Annotated in this window: 13 protein-coding genes; 5 read left to right on the forward strand and 8 right to left on the reverse strand. The window is 68.6% G+C overall.

Features of this window, described 5'->3' with window-relative positions; all coding sequences use genetic code 11:
* From V5F59_RS19530 to V5F59_RS19555, 6 genes are all read right to left on the reverse strand, one after another.
* Complete coding sequence (locus V5F59_RS19530; protein ID WP_393976764.1) at positions 1-375, reverse strand: HPr family phosphocarrier protein; 375 nt, start codon at positions 373-375, stop codon at positions 1-3.
* A complete protein-coding gene (locus V5F59_RS19535; protein WP_393976765.1) occupies positions 344-745 on the reverse strand; it encodes a PTS sugar transporter subunit IIA in 402 nt (133 codons plus the stop codon). Before V5F59_RS19535 ends, V5F59_RS19530 begins: the two co-directional genes overlap by 32 nt.
* Before the next feature lie 106 nt (positions 746-851).
* A complete protein-coding gene (locus V5F59_RS19540) occupies positions 852-1,316 on the reverse strand; it encodes an HPr kinase/phosphorylase (protein ID WP_393976766.1) in 465 nt (154 codons plus the stop codon).
* Positions 1,317-1,319: 3 nt separating this feature from the next.
* The gene (locus V5F59_RS19545; protein ID WP_393976767.1) at positions 1,320-3,086 is read right to left on the reverse strand and encodes a sensor histidine kinase; all 1,767 of its coding nucleotides are present in this window, start codon (positions 3,084-3,086) and stop codon (positions 1,320-1,322) included.
* A gap of 46 nt (positions 3,087-3,132) precedes the next feature.
* Positions 3,133-3,831 carry a response regulator transcription factor gene (locus V5F59_RS19550; protein ID WP_282891484.1) on the reverse strand — a complete coding sequence of 233 codons (699 nt, stop codon included), beginning with the start codon at positions 3,829-3,831 and terminating at the stop codon, positions 3,133-3,135.
* 444 nt (positions 3,832-4,275) lie between these two features.
* The gene (locus tag V5F59_RS19555; protein ID WP_393976768.1) at positions 4,276-4,950 is read right to left on the reverse strand and encodes a GntR family transcriptional regulator; all 675 of its coding nucleotides are present in this window, start codon (positions 4,948-4,950) and stop codon (positions 4,276-4,278) included.
* A gap of 294 nt (positions 4,951-5,244) precedes the next feature.
* Here V5F59_RS19555 and V5F59_RS19560 point away from each other — a divergent pair, with 294 nt between their 5' ends.
* The 5 genes from V5F59_RS19560 to V5F59_RS19580 all read left to right on the forward strand — a co-directional run bounded on the left by V5F59_RS19560 (position 5,245) and on the right by V5F59_RS19580 (position 11,304).
* Positions 5,245-6,615: a malonyl-CoA decarboxylase gene (locus V5F59_RS19560; RefSeq protein ID WP_393976770.1), complete on the forward strand. Its 1,371-nt coding sequence runs from the start codon at positions 5,245-5,247 to the stop codon at positions 6,613-6,615.
* A gap of 103 nt (positions 6,616-6,718) precedes the next feature.
* On the forward strand, positions 6,719-8,248 hold the full coding sequence (locus V5F59_RS19565; protein WP_393976772.1) for a malonate--CoA ligase: 1,530 nt from the start codon (positions 6,719-6,721) through the stop codon (positions 8,246-8,248).
* Positions 8,249-8,348: 100 nt separating this feature from the next.
* Positions 8,349-9,398, forward strand: coding sequence for a TRAP transporter substrate-binding protein DctP (dctP, locus tag V5F59_RS19570; protein ID WP_393976774.1), 1,050 nt, complete (start codon positions 8,349-8,351; stop codon positions 9,396-9,398).
* Positions 9,395-9,955, forward strand: coding sequence for a TRAP transporter small permease (locus V5F59_RS19575; RefSeq protein WP_393976776.1), 561 nt, complete (start codon positions 9,395-9,397; stop codon positions 9,953-9,955). The genes dctP and V5F59_RS19575 overlap by 4 nt, the downstream gene beginning before the upstream one ends.
* Positions 9,952-11,304, forward strand: coding sequence for a TRAP transporter large permease (locus tag V5F59_RS19580; protein WP_393976778.1), 1,353 nt, complete (start codon positions 9,952-9,954; stop codon positions 11,302-11,304). Before V5F59_RS19575 ends, V5F59_RS19580 begins: the two co-directional genes overlap by 4 nt.
* 14 nt (positions 11,305-11,318) lie before the next feature.
* Here the strand turns inward: V5F59_RS19580 and V5F59_RS19585 are convergent, their stop codons facing one another.
* Positions 11,319-12,212: a transglutaminase family protein gene (locus tag V5F59_RS19585; protein ID WP_393976780.1), complete on the reverse strand. Its 894-nt coding sequence runs from the start codon at positions 12,210-12,212 to the stop codon at positions 11,319-11,321.
* Between the two features lie 29 nt (positions 12,213-12,241).
* The gene (locus V5F59_RS19590) at positions 12,242-14,755 is read right to left on the reverse strand and encodes a circularly permuted type 2 ATP-grasp protein (RefSeq protein WP_393976782.1); all 2,514 of its coding nucleotides are present in this window, start codon (positions 14,753-14,755) and stop codon (positions 12,242-12,244) included.
* Positions 14,756-14,798 lie beyond the last annotated feature (43 nt).

The raw sequence follows: 14,798 nt of genomic DNA on the forward strand, positions 1-14,798 counted from the left end.
CTATTCCTCTTCGCCGAATCGTCCGGCGACAAGGCTTGTCAGGGCATCGAGAACCGCGGCGGCCTCGGCCCCGAGGGCGGTGACGGTTACGCTCGTCCCCGGGCCGGCCGCCAGCATCATGAGGCCCATGATGGAATTGCCACCCACCGCCTCGCCGTTGCGGCAGACGGTGACACGGGCATCGAAGCGCTCCACGGTCTGCACGAACTTGGCGGAGGCGCGAGCGTGCAGGCCGCGCTTGTTCACGATCGGCAGCGCCCGCACGAGCGCTTCGGGCTCCACCTGCCGGCCGCAGGCAGCTGCCGTGTCCTCCGCCTCGCCGCAGGACACGGCATCGGGAAGGTCATTTCCCCGAAAGGACGCGGCTTGCGACATTGATGTACTTCCTACCGGCTTCCTGCGCGACATCCACCGCCTCCGCGAGGGGCAGCTCACCGCGCACTTTGGCAAGTTTGACGAGCATCGGCAGGTTCACACCCGCCACCACCTCGACATCCGGCGTGTTCATCACCGAAATGGCGAGGTTCGAGGGCGTTCCTCCAAACATGTCCGTGAGAATGACCACACCGTCACCGGAGCGGACCCGCTCGACGGCGTCGATAATATCGTGGCGCCGCCGCTCCATGTCGTCCTCTGGACCGATGGTGACGGCAGCGATCTGGGACTGCGGCCCCATAACGTGCTCCAGAGCGGAGCAGAACTCGTCTGCGAGGCGACCGTGTGTGACGAGGACGAGACCGATCATGCTCCCTCCGCCTTCACCCCCCGGATGAAGGCCTCCCGCGTTGCGGGACGACCATATTCAGAGCGGCTCAAAAATTACGCAAGGGGTGCAACGCACAAAAGCACATTTAGTTTTCGTAATCGCCACCCGCGAGGGTTGCGGCCAGCAACAGGCGGGCCTGTTCCGGTCCTTTCGCCGCAAGCCTTTGCAGCTCCACACCCTGGACCCGTGCACGACGCAATTCCGGCCGCGGCATCCGCTCCGCGTCATCTGCCGCAAGATCGATCAATAACCGCACTGCGACACGGGGCCGGCTGGCGAGGCGACGGATGCCGAGCCCGCGCGCTTCCACCAGCCCGGCGAGCAACGGCACCGGGCGGGCCACCAGCGTTCCGGCTTCCACCGCCAGCAGGACGCGGTCATCGGCGACCAGCTCGGCGGAGGGGAGAGCCCTCGGAGCGTCCAGGATGAGGCTGAGGGCCAGCCAGGACTTGCCGGCACCCGACGGTCCCCGGATCAGCACCCCCGTCTCGCCGATGGCGATGCAGCTCGCATGGATGGAGGGAATGTCGAGGGGCGGCGGCTCGGCCATGGTTCAGCCTGCCGGCAGGCGCACCACGAAGCGGGCGCCGGCGACACGCGGCGCCTCGCCCGCTAGCGGCTCCATGCGGTTCTCAGCCCAGATGCGGCCGCCGTGGGCGTCCACGATCTGCCTGGAGATGGACAGGCCGAGTCCCGAGTTCTGGCCGAACCCCTGGTGCGGGCGGTCGGTGTAGAAGCGCTCGAAGATGCGCGAGAGGGCATCCGGGCGGATGCCCGGCCCGTCGTCGTCTACCACGATCTCCGCCCCCTCCTTCACCCGCCGGCAGGTGACGCGCACGGCCCCACCCTGGGGCGAGAAGGAACGCGCGTTCGAGACCAGATTGTCCACCACCTGCCCCAGACGCGAGGAATGACCGGCGACCGTATAGTCGGCCGGTGCGCCGGGGGCGCGCTCGAAGGCAAGGGAGACGGTGACGCCATCGTCCTTGCGCACGTCCTGGGCGAGGCCGACCACCATTTCCAGCAGCTGCTTCAGGTCGACGCTGACCGCCTCCTGGCGCTGCAGCTCGGCATCGAGCCGGCTGGCATCCGAAATGTCGGAGATGAGGCGATCGAGGCGCTTCACGTCGTGCTGGATCACCTCCATCAGCCGGCCGCGGGAATTGTCGGTCTTGGCCAGCGGCAGCGTCTCCACGGCGCTGCGCAGGGAGGTGAGCGGGTTCTTCAATTCGTGCGCCACGTCCGCGGCGAAGCTCTCGATGGCCTCGATGCGGTTGTAGAGCGCGCTCGTCATGTCCCGCAGGGCGCCGGAGAGGTGGCCGATCTCGTCGGCGCGGGCGGTGAAGTCCGGAATCTCCACCCGGGTCTTGATGCGCCGGCGCACCCGCTCGGCCGCCGCCGCAAGCTTGCGCACGGGATCGGCGATGGTACCGGCGAGCAGCACGGACAGGAGCACCATCACGACCGCCGCCACCAGGAACACGCGGACGATGACGAAACGCTCCGCCTTCACCGCGGCGTCGATCTCGCCGCTCTGGGTGGACAGCAGCAGCACGCCCAGGATGGCCCGGAAACGCTGGATGGGAACGGCGACGGAGACCACCACCTGACCGCGGTCATCCACCCGCACCTCGCTCGCCTTGGTGCCCATGGAGGCGGAGGCGACCTCCGGATAATTCTTGCCGGCCTGCGGCCCCATTTCCTTGTAGAGGGGCAGGTCGCCCCGGCCGAACCACAGCTGCACCGCCCGCCACGCCCGCTCCAGCATGCCGGGCTTGGGCTCGTTAGGGGACGGCAGATCGTAGCGCAGGATCTCGCCGCGGGAATAGAGCGAGCGGGAGTCGAGCAGCAGCTGGCCGTCGCGGTCATAGATGCGGGCGCGGGTACGCGTCGGCCCCACGAGGCGCCGCAGCACCGGCGCCACCCGCTCGGGATTGATCGGAAACTCCAGCGGCGCGAAGCCGTCGTCGGCGGGGCCGTAGCTCTCGCCCGCCTGCAATTCCAGCAGCCGCTCGGGATCGAGGGTGATGGTATTGGTCTCCACCTGCGCCGAGGAGGCAATGGCGGCGGCGATGATCTCGCCCTGGACCAGAAGGCTCTGGATGCGCGCGTCGATGAGGCCGGAGCGGAATTCCGACAGATAGAGAATGCCGGAAACGAGGGCGCACAGGCCGGCAAGATTGAGCAGGACGATGCGGCGCGTGAGCGAGGAGAAGCTCTTGAACGCGACGAAGCGGCGCACACGGCGAAGCCAGCCCACGACACCGCCCCGCGGCTCGCGCACCTGGTCCACGCCTGCCTGTTCGATTTCCGCGGTCATGCCTTCAGGCCACCCCGCCCCGCGCCGGAGCGCGGCGAAGCGGCCGTCACTCCTTGAACCGGTAGCCGACGCCGTACAGGGTTTCGATCATCTCGAAGCTGTCGTCCACCGACTTGAACTTCTTGCGCAGGCGCTTGATGTGGCTGTCGATGGTGCGGTCGTCCACATAGACCTGGTCGTCATAGGCCGCATCCATCAGCGCGTTGCGGCTCTTCACCACCCCGGGGCGCTGGGCCAGCGCCTGCAGGATCAGGAACTCGGTGACGGTGAGAGTCACCGGCTCGCCCTTCCAGGTGCAGGTGTGGCGCTCCGGGTCCATGCGCAGGTTGCCGCGCTCCAGCACCTTGGCGCTGTCGGTCTCGCGCGGGGCAACGCCGTCCTTGGCGCCGGCCCGACGCAACACCGCTTTCACCCGCTCCACCAGGAGGCGCTGGGAGAACGGCTTCTTGATGAAGTCGTCCGCCCCCATCTTCAGGCCGAACAGCTCGTCGATCTCCTCGTCCTTCGACGTGAGGAAGATCACCGGCATGTCCGTCTTCTGGCGCAGGCGGCGCAGGAGCTCCATGCCGTCCATGCGGGGCATCTTGATGTCGAGGATGGCAAGGTCCGGCGGATTGGTCTTGAAGCCATCCAGCGCCGAGGCGCCGTCGGTGTAGGTGTCGATGCGATAGCCTTCCGCCTCCAGCGCGATGGAAACTGAAGTCAGGATGTTGCGGTCGTCGTCGACGAGGGCGATCGTGGGCATGACACCTCTTTATAGCCGGATGGACCGGCCGATTTTTCTGCGGCCTTCACCAATTGGTGAACCCGGTTCGCGTGGCCGAAATGTGACACACAAGTTGAGAGTGAGCCCAAAATAGCGGGATTCTCCCCCAACGCCAAACGTAAGGCCCGAAGCAACCGCCGGTGCCCGCGTGGCAACACACCCCCGCCCGCCCGCCAAACGCCGAGCCCGGCGGAAAATCGCAACGTGGTTAATGCTTTGTGAACACCGGCGCCCGTTGCCGCGCATCATGTCGCAGTGACGCCGCCGCCTGGCACCCCAAGCACTTTGCGTCCTCCATGATCCAGATACCTGGCCATGGTGCCCCCGCCGTAACGCGAGGTGCAGCTTGGGGCGCGCTGCGGCGAGGCCGATCCGGGGGAAAGAGGGCACTTCCCGGCACAATGGGCGGCTGCGCCGAGCGCCTCAGCCGGCCTTGTCGAGCGCCTCGGTTTCCGCCTGGAGGGCGGCGAGCAGGGTCATGAAGCGCTCGCCCTGCACCAGCACATGGGCCCTGAGCCGCTCGGCGGCGAGCGCGCCATCCCCCGTGAACAGCGCCTCGACGATGCCCTCGTGCTCGGCGAAGGAGGCCTCCATGCGCCGGGGCACCTTCAGCTGCAGGCGACGGTAGGGTTGAAGGGAGCGTTGCAGGCGCAGAGCCTCGCCGGTGAGCACCCGGTTGCCCGTGGCGGCATAGATAGCCGCGTGGAAGCGCGCGTTGGCGGGATAGTAGGTGGCCTCGTCCCCTGCGGCCACGGCAGCCCGGCAGGCCTCGTGCATCTCGCGGATGGCAGCGCGGTCGGAAACGCCCATGCGCAGGACGGCGAGGCGACCGCAGGCGGCCTCGATCTCCGCCATGAGCTCGAAGGATTCCAGCAGCTCGCGCGGACCGAGCAGCACCACGAAGGCCCCCCGGCGCGGGCGGATCTCCACCAGCCCGGACGCCGCGAGCTGGATCAGCGCCTCGCGGATGGGGGTGCGCGACACGCCAAAGCGTTCCGCAAGACCCACCTCGTCAAGCCGCTGGCCCGGCTTGAGCCGGCCGGAGACGATATCCTCCTCCAGGGCTTCCCTCAGCCTTGGAGTCTGCTCGCCGCGCATGCCCGTGCTCCCATGGCCAGGCAATGAAAAAACGCACACTTCATGCATGCAACATAATCTTGCATACATGATTATTGACATGAAATGCAATCTGCCTTTCATTCAATGCATGATCCTGCGCGCGCTCCTTCACCCTGATTGTTCCGCACCGGGCCGTCCGCGGCGGCAGGCGGCAGCGCGGATCAGCCGAAAGAGATGGGCAGGAGCAGCCTCTGCGGCCTTGCCATCGCCCGCTTCCCGCCGTCCCATAAGCGGAGTGGCAGCGTGCTCTGACACCAGCACGGGGGCGATGCGATGAGTTCCAACACCTCCTTCTTCGGCGACCTGCTCACCACCATCGCGGAGCGCGGGCGCGCCCTGCTCGACCGCAACGCCAGGGTCTCCGGCGCCACCAAGGCCGCCACCTTGGTGGAGCGGTGCGAGCAATTGCTCTCCGGCCGGGGCGAGGCCTCCGGGGTCGCCCTCGCCACCGAGGTCCTCGACCGCTACGCCCGCATGAAGACCGGCGAGCGCATCGCCTTCTTCGAGGCGCTCGCCGAGACCTTCGGTCCGGACCGCGCCCGGCTGGAGAAGGCCATCGAGAGCTACGGCCGCACCGGCTCCGATGCCGCGGCTGCGGAACTGCACCTCGCCAGCGAGCCGCGCCGGCAGGAATTGTTCCGCCGCTTCAACCTGGCCGCCGGCGCCACGCTGTCGCTGGTGCGCATGCGCGAGCACCTGATGGACGCCATGGTGCTGCGCCGCGACCTCGCCACAGTGGACCGGGACTTTGGCCACCTCTTCTCGTCCTGGTTCAACCGGGGGTTCCTCGTGCTGCGCCGCATTGACTGGTCGACGCCCGCCAACGTGCTGGAAAAGATCATCCGCTACGAGGCGGTGCACGCCATCCGCGACTGGAATGACCTTCGGGCCCGCGTCGACAGCCCCGACCGGCGTTGCTACGCCTTCTTCCATCCCGCTCTGGTGGACGAGCCGCTGATCTTCGTGGAAGTGGCGCTCACCAAGGACATTCCCGGTGCCATCGCGCCGGTGCTGGACCAGTCCCGCGAGATCCTGGAGCCGGAGAAGGCGACCACCGCGGTCTTCTACTCCATCTCCAACTGCCAGCGCGGCCTCGGTGGCGTCTCCTTCGGCAACTTCCTGATCAAGCAGGTGGTCGAGGAAATTTCCCGCGAGATTCCCTCGCTCACCACCTTCGTCACGCTCTCGCCGGTGCCAGGCTTCCGCGCGTGGCTGGAAGCGGAACGCAAGTCGGAGAACTCGGTCGCTCTCACCGGCGCCGACCGCGAGGCGCTCGCCGCCCTCGATACACCCGACTGGGCGCAGACGGCCGAGGCGCGCGAAACGCTGACCCCGGTGCTGAACGCGGTGGCGGCCTATTATTTCCTTGTCGCCCGCACCAACAAGGGCAAGCCGGTGGACCCGGTGGCCCGCTTCCATCTCGGCAACGGAGCGCGGCTGGAGCGTATCAACCCCTTGGGCGACCTCTCGCCCAAGGGGATCGCCCAGGCCGCCGGCCTGATGGTGAACTACCGTTATGTCCTCGCGGACATCGAGAAGAACCACGAAGCGTTCGCCGGCAAGGGCGAGGTCGTCACCAGCCCGGCGGTGAAGAAGCTCCTGAGGGCGGAGGCCTCCGGCCGCGCCCTCGTCCCCCTGCCCTGAGCGCCAGGGCTCCACCCCTTCCGGCGCCGGCGGCACCTGAGCCGGCACCGGCACGAGACGGACAACGCCCGCCGCCCGGAAGGGCGCCGGCACGAGAGACCATATGAGCGAGAACCACCTCTTCAGCGCCATCCGCGCGGCCATCCCCTCCCTGGACAAGCCCCTCGCCACGCTGGCCGACGGGCGGGTGGAGACCTACGGCGACGCGCTCGCCTTGTCCGCCCGCCTCGCCGGACTGCTGGTGGCGCGCGGCGTTAAGCCCGGGGACCGGGTCGCCGTGCAGGTGGAAAAATCCTGGCCGGCGCTGGCGCTCTATCTCGCCGCGGTGCGGGCGGGCGCGGTCTACCTGCCGCTCAACACCGCCTACACGCTGAACGAGGTGGAGTATTTCCTCACCGACGCCGAGCCCACCGTGTTCGTCTGCCGGCCGGAAATCGAAGCAGAGGCCCGCGCCCTTGCCACCCGCCTCGGCGTGCCGTGCGTGGAGACCCTGAGCACGGACGGCACCGGCTCGCTCACCGAGGCGGCCACCGCCTTCCCGACCACGTTCGCGGACGTGCCGCGGGGGCCGGAAGACCTCGGCGGCATCCTCTATACCTCCGGCACGACGGGCCGCGCCAAGGGGGCCATGCTGACCCACGCCAACCTGCTCTCCAACGCGCAGACCCTGAAGGACTACTGGCGCTTCACCGCCGACGACGTGCTGCTCCACGCGCTGCCCATCTTCCACACGCACGGGCTGTTCGTGGCGTCCAACATCATCCTACTCTCCGGCGCCTCCATGGTCTTCCGGTCGAAGTTCGACCCCAAGGAGGCCCTCCAGCTGATGAGCGAAGGCAAGGTCACGAGCCTCATGGGCGTGCCCACCTTCTACACGCGCCTGCTCGACCAGCCGGGCCTGACGCGGGAGGCGACGGCGAAGATGCGCCTGTTCGTCTCCGGCTCGGCTCCGCTCCTCGCCGAGACGCACCGCGCCTTCCGCGAGCGCACGGGGCACGCCATTCTCGAGCGTTACGGCATGACCGAGACCGGCATGAACACCTCCAACCCCTATGACGGCGAGCGCATCGCCGGCACGGTGGGCCTGCCCTTGCCGGGCATCAACGTGCGCGTCACCGATCCCGAGACCGGCGCGGCGCTCGCGGTGGGCGAGATCGGCATGATCGAGGTGAAGGGCCCGAACGTGTTCAAGGGCTACTGGCGCATGCCGGAGAAGACCGCCAGCGAGTTCCACGACGGCTTCTTCATCACGGGCGATCTCGGCAAGATCGACGAGACCGGCTACGTGCACATCGTCGGCCGCGGCAAGGACCTCGTCATCACCGGCGGCTTCAACGTCTACCCCAAGGAAGTGGAAGGCGAGATCGACGCCATCCCCGGCGTGGTCGAGAGCGCCGTCATCGGCGTGCCGCATCCTGATTTCGGCGAGGGCGTGACCGCCGTGGTGGTCCTGGAGAAGGGCGCCGCGCTTACCGAGGATGCCGTGCACAAGGCCCTGGAGAACCGGCTCGCCAAGTTCAAGCAGCCCAAGCGCGTCTTCTTCGTGAGTGAGTTGCCGCGCAACACCATGGGCAAGGTGCAGAAGAACGTGCTGCGCGACACCTACAAGGACATCTATCGCAACGTGGCCTGACGCCGACCAGCGCCGGACCCCGGATCAACCGGGGCCGGCACAAGTAAATGGGAACGAAACGCCAATCCAGGCCGCCCATGCGGCCCGAGGGAGGAACAGCATGTCCATTTTCGAACGCCCCGTCAGCCGGCGGCAAACGCTCCATGGCCTCATGGCCGGTGCCGTGGCGGCCCCGGCGCTGGTGCGCCTCACCGGCCCGGCCCAGGCAGCGACCACCCTCAAGATCTCCCACCAGTTCCCCTCCTCCAGCGGCGATGAAGGCGACTTCCGCGACCGGCTGGTGCGCCGCTTCGCGGAGGAGGTGACGAAGCGCTCCAACGGCGAGCTCGCGTTCGAGATCTATCCCGGCTCCTCGCTGATGAAGACGAACGCCCAGTTCTCGGCGCTTCGCAAGGGGGCGCTCGATCTCTCCCTCTATCCCATCTCCTACGCCGGCGGCGAGGCGCCGGAGTGCAACATCGGCCTCATGCCCGGGCTCGTCTCCTCCTACGACCAGGGCCTCGCCTGGCGCACGAAGCCGGTAGGCGAGGAATTCTCCGCCTATCTCGAAGGCAAGGGGGTGAAGATCCTCACCTGGGTCTGGCAGGCCGGCGGCGCTGCGAGCCGCGAGAAGCCGCTCATCGCTCCCGAGGATGCCAAGGGCATGAAAATCCGCGGCGGCTCCCGCGAGATGGACATGGTGCTGCAGGCCGCCGGTGCGGCGGTGCTGTCACTGCCGTCCAACGAACTCTATGTGGCGATGCAGACGGGCGCCTGCGACGCCGGCATCACCTCGTCCACCTCGCTCATTTCCTTCCGGCTGGAGGAGCTCTCCAGGCAGCTCACCACCGGTCGCGGCAAGTCCTACTGGTTCATGCTCGAGCCCTTGCTGATGTCGAAGGCGGTGTTCGACAAGCTGCCCAAGGCGCAACAGGACCTGCTGACCACCGTCGGCCTTGAGATGGAAGCCTTCGGCAAGGCCGGCGCCATGGCGGATGACGCCAAGGTCGCCGAGGTGTTCGCCAAGGCCGGCGCCAAGGTTCACGATCTCGACGAGGCGACCGTGGAGAAATGGCGGGCCATCGCCCGCGACACGGCATGGAAGGACTATGCGGCCAAGTCCGCATCCTGCGCCAAGCTCATCCAGCTGGCCCAGGAGGTGCCGGCATGAGCCACGGGCTCGACCTCGGCAGCCACGCGACAGGCACGCGGGCCGAACACGCCGGCCATCCGCTCCTGCGGGCGGCGGAGGCGACGCTGGATGTGCTGAACCGCATCATCCTCGTCCTCGCCTCCCTCGCCCTCGTGTCGGCCAGCCTCATCCTCTCCTACAGCGTGGTCATCCGCTTCTTCTTCCGCGCGCCCACCTATTGGCAGGACGAGGCGTCGGTGTTCCTGCTGGTGGGCGCAACCTTCATGACCGCCGCTTATGTGCAAAGCCGGCGCGGCCATGTGGCCATCGATGCCCTGGCCCACATGCTGTCGCCCGCTGCCAACCGCGTGCGCCAGCTGATCGTGGACGTGGCGAGCTGCGCCTTCTGCGCCTTCTTCACCTGGAAGTCCGTCACCCTCCTCCATGAAGCCTGGGTGGACGGGCAGGTGACCTCCTCCACATGGGGACCGCCGCTCTGGATCCCCTACGCCCTCATGAGCCTCGGCATGGGGCTGCTGTCGCTGCAGATCCTGGTGCAGGTGCTCGTCGCCCTCTCGGGAGGAAAGCGGTCATGAGCACCGTCGTCGTCGGCCTCCTCTATGGGGGTGCCACCCTCGGCACCATGTTCACGGGCATGCCCATCGCCTTCGCGCTGGGGGCGGTGGCGGTGGTGTTCATGATCGGCTTCATGCCCGCCGCCTCGCTCGATACGGTCACGCAGAACGTCTACGAGGAGATGGCCTCCATCACGCTGCTCTCCATCCCGCTGTTCATCCTGAAGGGCGCGGCCATCGGCAAGTCGCGGGCGGGGCAGGACCTCTATTCGGCGCTCCACGCCTGGATGCACAAGATCCCCGGCGGGCTGGGCATCGCCAACGTCTTCGCCTGCGCCCTGTTCGCGGCCATGGCCGGCTCCTCGCCCGCCACCTGCTCGGCCATCGGATCGGCCGGCATTCCCGAGATGCGCAAGCGCGGCTATTCCGGCGCCTTCGCCGCCGGCCTCATCGCCGCTGGCGGCACGCTTGGCATCCTCCTTCCCCCCTCCATCACCATGATCCTCTATGCGGTGGCCGCCGAGCAGTCCCTGGGGCGTCTGTTCCTCGCCGGCCTCGGGCCGGGCCTGCTGCTGGTCACCCTGTTCGCCGGCTATGCCATGGTGCGCTTCCGCCAGGAGTATGCCGCGGCGAAACGCGCCTATGCGCAGAACGGGCAGAACTCGCCGCTGCTCCACGAGGAGCGCCTCACCCTGCGCGACCGCTTCGCCGCTTTGCCCCGCGTGCTGCCCTTCGTGGTGTTGCTCACCGGCGTCATGGTGGCGCTCTACGGCGGCTACGCCACGCCCTCGGAGACCGCGGGTCTCGGCGGCGTGCTCGCCCTCGCCCTCGTCGCCCTCATCTACGGGGTGTGGACCCCGAAGGATCTCTCGCCCATCCTCTCGTCCACCCTTCGAGAATCCACCATGCTGATGCTGATCATCGGCATGTCGCTGCTGTATTCCTACGTCATGAGCTACCTGCACATCAGCCAGGCGGCGGCGCAGGCGATCGTGGCCATGCAGCTTTCCAAATGGCTGCTGCTCGCAACCATTCTCGCCCTGGTGGTGGTGCTGGGCTTCTTCCTGCCGCCGGTCTCCATCATCCTCATGACCGCGCCCATCATCCTGCCGCCGCTGCGCGCGGCGGGGTTCGACCTCATCTGGTTCGGCGTGGTGATGACCATCGTCATGGAGATGGGGCTGATCCACCCGCCGGTGGGGCTCAACATCTTCGTCATCAAGAACATCGCGCCCGACATCCCGCTGAAGGACGTCATCTGGGGCACGGTGCCGTTCGTGCTGCTGATGCTGTGCGCGGTGGTGCTGCTGTGCATCTTCCCGCAGATCGCCACCGGCTTCCCGGACATGGTGATGGGCAAGGGACGATAAGAAGGGACGAGAGGCTAGCGCGCGACGGGGACGACCGGCACCACGTCCACGCCCACGGACAGGAGGTGGTCGCCGGATGAGACGATCACCCCGTCCACCGGCGCGACATCCGCATAATCCCTGCCCACGGCGAGGATGATGTGGTCGTCGCAGGCGGGGATGGCGTTGGTGGGGTCGAGCCCGATCCATCCCGCCAGCGGCCCACACCAGACCTCCACCCAGGCGTGGGTGGCGTCCGCCCCCTCGAGGCGCGGCTGCCCCTCCGGCGGCACGGTGCGCAGATAGCCGGAGACGTAGCGCGCCGGCAGGCCGAGGCCGCGCAGGCCGGAAATCATCACCTGGGCGAAGTCCTGGCACACGCCCGCCTTGGCCACAAAGGCCTCGTGCGGAGAGGTGGTGACGATGGTCGCCCCCGGCTGGTAGGCGAACTCGTCCTTGATGCGGTGCATCAGCTCCAGCCCCGCCTCCAGCACAGGCCGATCGCCCCGGAAGCTGGTGCCGGCCCATTCGGTGATGTCCCCATCGAGCGGCACGGCGCGACTGGGGAACAGGCCATGCACCGCCGCCGCGGGGCCGAGGTCCTGCTCCTCCATGGCCAGCGCGCGAATCTCGTCGACGAACGGCGTGGCGGCCGGATCCGGCAATTGGGTCGAGGTCACCTCCACCCGGCTGCGGGTGGTGATCGCGAGATGGCCGTGCGGCTGGTCGATGGTCAGCCAGGTGAGGCCGTTGCCGAAGAAGTCCGTGCCGCGCTCCAGCTCCGCCGGCTCGGGATCGATGTCCAGCATGTGGGCGATCACGTGCTGGTGGCCCGCCCGGTCCACGGGGGTCATCCGCAGCACCTGCCGCACCACGCGCACGGGCACCTGGTAGCTGTAGGTGGTGGTCTGGCGGATGTCGTAGAGCATGGCGCGCGTTCGGGTTCCGGCTCGCAGGATCACATGGCGAAGGTCAGGGTCATCTCGGGGGAGTGGCCCTGCAGGAAATAATGGGAAGAGATCTCGTCGGAGAGCTGCATCAGCATCTTCTCCATGGCATCGAACCATTGGGGCTCGAAACTCTCGCTGGTGCTTGCGGCAAGCTCGGCCTCCATGCGCGCCACGAGGCGCTCCCACAGGGGCGGTGGGGCGTCCTGGTCCCGCCCCGGCATCACCTTGAGATGCCCGGCCATGCGGTGGATCTGGAACGCAATGGAGCGCGGGTTGTCCGGATCCAGCAGCACCAGGTCCAGCACCGGGCCGCGGGCCTCCATCATCACGTAGCGCGTGCGGTAGGTGATGAGGCTGTCGGCCACTTGCAGCAGGGCGTCGAGGGAGCCGAGCGGCGCGCCATGCTCGCCGAAGGTGCGGGCGAAGCGCAGCGTGCCGATGGCCCGCTCGATGCGGCGCCCCAGCTCCAGGAAGCGCCAGCCCGTGAGGCGGTTCATGTTCTCCGAGGCAAGGCCCGAGAAGGCGGCGATGATGCGCAGCGCCGCATCCGCCCGCTCCGCCGCATCCGCCTCCGAGGGGGCGGGGGGAACCGGCATGGCGACGCAGGTTTCAAGGTCCACCAAAGCACGCCAGGCGTCGGGCGAGAAACGGTCGCGGATGACCGAGGCGGCCGCGCGCGCCGCCTGCACCAGCTGCGGCAGCGCGCCGGGAACATCGCGCCGCGTCAGCACCGCCACGGCATAGCGGGCAGGCGTGGCGCGGGCGAGGTCACGGGGCATGGCGCCCCAGGCACCGAGCAGGCCGAGCAGGCGCGAGACGAGCGGGCTCGTCCCCGTGTCGCCGCTCTCGGCGAGGCGGCCCACCAGCACGCGGGACAGGCGCAGCGTCGCTTCCGCGCGCTCCACATAGCGGCCCAGCCAGAAGAGGTTGTCCGCGGCCCGGCTCGGCAGGGTGCCGGAAGAGCGGCGAACCTTCACATTCTCCGGGGTCGGCAGCAGCGTGGTGTCCGGCACCTCCGCATCCGCCAGCACCCAGACGTCCGCCGAGCGGTCGCCCTTCTGCATGGAGACGGCGCGGGCGTCGGGCGCGGAAGAAATGCGGCAGAAGCCACCCGGCATCACCTCCCACCCCTTCTCGGTGGCGGTGAGGAACACCCGCAGCATGAACGGGCGGGGAGTGAGCTTCTCGCCGGTCCAGACCGGCGTGGTAGAGAGGCGGGCGATGTCCTGCCCCACCACATCCGCGCCGCGGCGGGCGAGAAGGGTGGACAGGCGACGGCGGTTCGCGGACGACAGGTCCGCCCCCAGCACCGAGCCCCCGTCCGGCAGGCCCGGCAGGGCCCGGCCGAACGCCGAGGAAATGACGAGCTCGTCGAGATGCTCCATCACCTGCGCGCGCTCGGCGGGCTGGCCGCACCACCAGGTGGCCACGTGGGGCAGGGTGAGCGGCCGGCCGAACAGGCGCATGGCGATGCGCGGCAGGAAGGCGAGCAGGGCCGGGGCCTCCACGAGGCCGGCGCCGAGCGCATTGGCGAGCGAGACGCCGCCCATGCGCACCGCCTGCACCAGACCGGGCACGCCGAGGCGCGAGCCCGCGTTCAGCTCCAGGGGATCGGCGAAATCCGCGTCGAGGCGGCGCAGCAGGACGTCGATGCGCCGCAGGCCGGCCACCGTGCGCACGTGCAGCGTGTCGCCCCGCACGGTGAGGTCCTCGCCCTCGACCAGGAGAAGACCGAGATAACGGGCGAGCAGCGCGTGCTCGAAATAGGTCTCGTTGAGCGGGCCCGGCGTGAGCAGGCCGATGCGCCCCTCCCCCGTGCGGTCGAGCTTCATCAGCGTGGTGCGCAAGGCCTGGAAGAAGCTCGCGACCCGCTGCATGTGCAGGTTGCGTGACACGTCTGGCAGGGCGCGGGTGGAGGCGAGGCGGTTCTCCAGCGCATAGCCCGCGCCGGAGGGGGCCTGCGTGCGATCGTTGAGCACCCACCAGCGCCCGTCTGGGCCACGGCCCACGTCGGCCGCATAGACGCGCAGGAAGCGCCCGCCCTCGGGCCGGACGCCCACCAGCGGGCGCAGGAACTCCGGGCTGCCCGCCACCGCCGCCGCCGGCAGGTCGCCGTCGCGGACGAGGTGGCCGGGGCCGTAGAGGTCCTGGAGCGCTTCCTCCAGCAGCTCGGCGCGCTCGATCAGGCCGGCGGAGAGCACCTCCCAGTCGGCCTTCTCGATGAGCAGCGGCATGTGGCTGAGCGACCAGGGCCGCTCGCCGCCGCCGGTATCGTCATAGACGCGGTAGAAGACGCCGGAATCGCGCAGGTAGCGGTCGGCGGCAGAGAAGCGGCGACGCAGCTCCTCCGAGCCCAGTTCGGCGAGCGCGGCGAGGAAGGGCTGCCAGTGGCGGCGCGGCTGGCCGTCGCCGTCCATCATCTCGTCGCGGACGCCGGGCAGCGTGCGATATCCGCCGATGAGGCTCTCCGCCGCGGCCTTTTCGAACGCCTCGCTCCGCTGCTCCGCCCCTGACACGATCATCCCTTCCAAGCGCCCGGTCAGCCGGACGTCTCATTATGCCCCG

The sequence above is a fragment of the Xanthobacter nonsaccharivorans genome, assembly GCF_043194755.2.
Taxonomy (GTDB): Bacteria; Pseudomonadota; Alphaproteobacteria; order Rhizobiales; family Xanthobacteraceae; genus Xanthobacter; species Xanthobacter autotrophicus_G.

Excerpts from the sequence above, each read along its gene's own strand:
- V5F59_RS19530 (WP_393976764.1), bottom strand. The coding sequence starts at position 375 with ATGTCGCAAGCCGCGTCCTTTCGGGGAAATGACCTTCCCGATGCCGTG.
- V5F59_RS19535 (WP_393976765.1), bottom strand. The coding sequence starts at position 745 with ATGATCGGTCTCGTCCTCGTCACACACGGTCGCCTCGCAGACGAGTTC.
- V5F59_RS19540 (WP_393976766.1), bottom strand. The coding sequence starts at position 1,316 with ATGGCCGAGCCGCCGCCCCTCGACATTCCCTCCATCCATGCGAGCTGC.
- V5F59_RS19545 (WP_393976767.1), bottom strand. The coding sequence starts at position 3,086 with ATGACCGCGGAAATCGAACAGGCAGGCGTGGACCAGGTGCGCGAGCCG.
- V5F59_RS19550 (WP_282891484.1), bottom strand. The coding sequence starts at position 3,831 with ATGCCCACGATCGCCCTCGTCGACGACGACCGCAACATCCTGACTTCA.
- V5F59_RS19555 (WP_393976768.1), bottom strand. The coding sequence starts at position 4,950 with ATGCGCGGCGAGCAGACTCCAAGGCTGAGGGAAGCCCTGGAGGAGGAT.
- V5F59_RS19560 (WP_393976770.1), top strand. The coding sequence starts at position 5,245 with ATGAGTTCCAACACCTCCTTCTTCGGCGACCTGCTCACCACCATCGCG.
- V5F59_RS19565 (WP_393976772.1), top strand. The coding sequence starts at position 6,719 with ATGAGCGAGAACCACCTCTTCAGCGCCATCCGCGCGGCCATCCCCTCC.
- dctP (WP_393976774.1), top strand. The coding sequence starts at position 8,349 with ATGTCCATTTTCGAACGCCCCGTCAGCCGGCGGCAAACGCTCCATGGC.
- V5F59_RS19575 (WP_393976776.1), top strand. The coding sequence starts at position 9,395 with ATGAGCCACGGGCTCGACCTCGGCAGCCACGCGACAGGCACGCGGGCC.
- V5F59_RS19580 (WP_393976778.1), top strand. The coding sequence starts at position 9,952 with ATGAGCACCGTCGTCGTCGGCCTCCTCTATGGGGGTGCCACCCTCGGC.
- V5F59_RS19585 (WP_393976780.1), bottom strand. The coding sequence starts at position 12,212 with ATGCTCTACGACATCCGCCAGACCACCACCTACAGCTACCAGGTGCCC.
- V5F59_RS19590 (WP_393976782.1), bottom strand. The coding sequence starts at position 14,755 with ATGATCGTGTCAGGGGCGGAGCAGCGGAGCGAGGCGTTCGAAAAGGCC.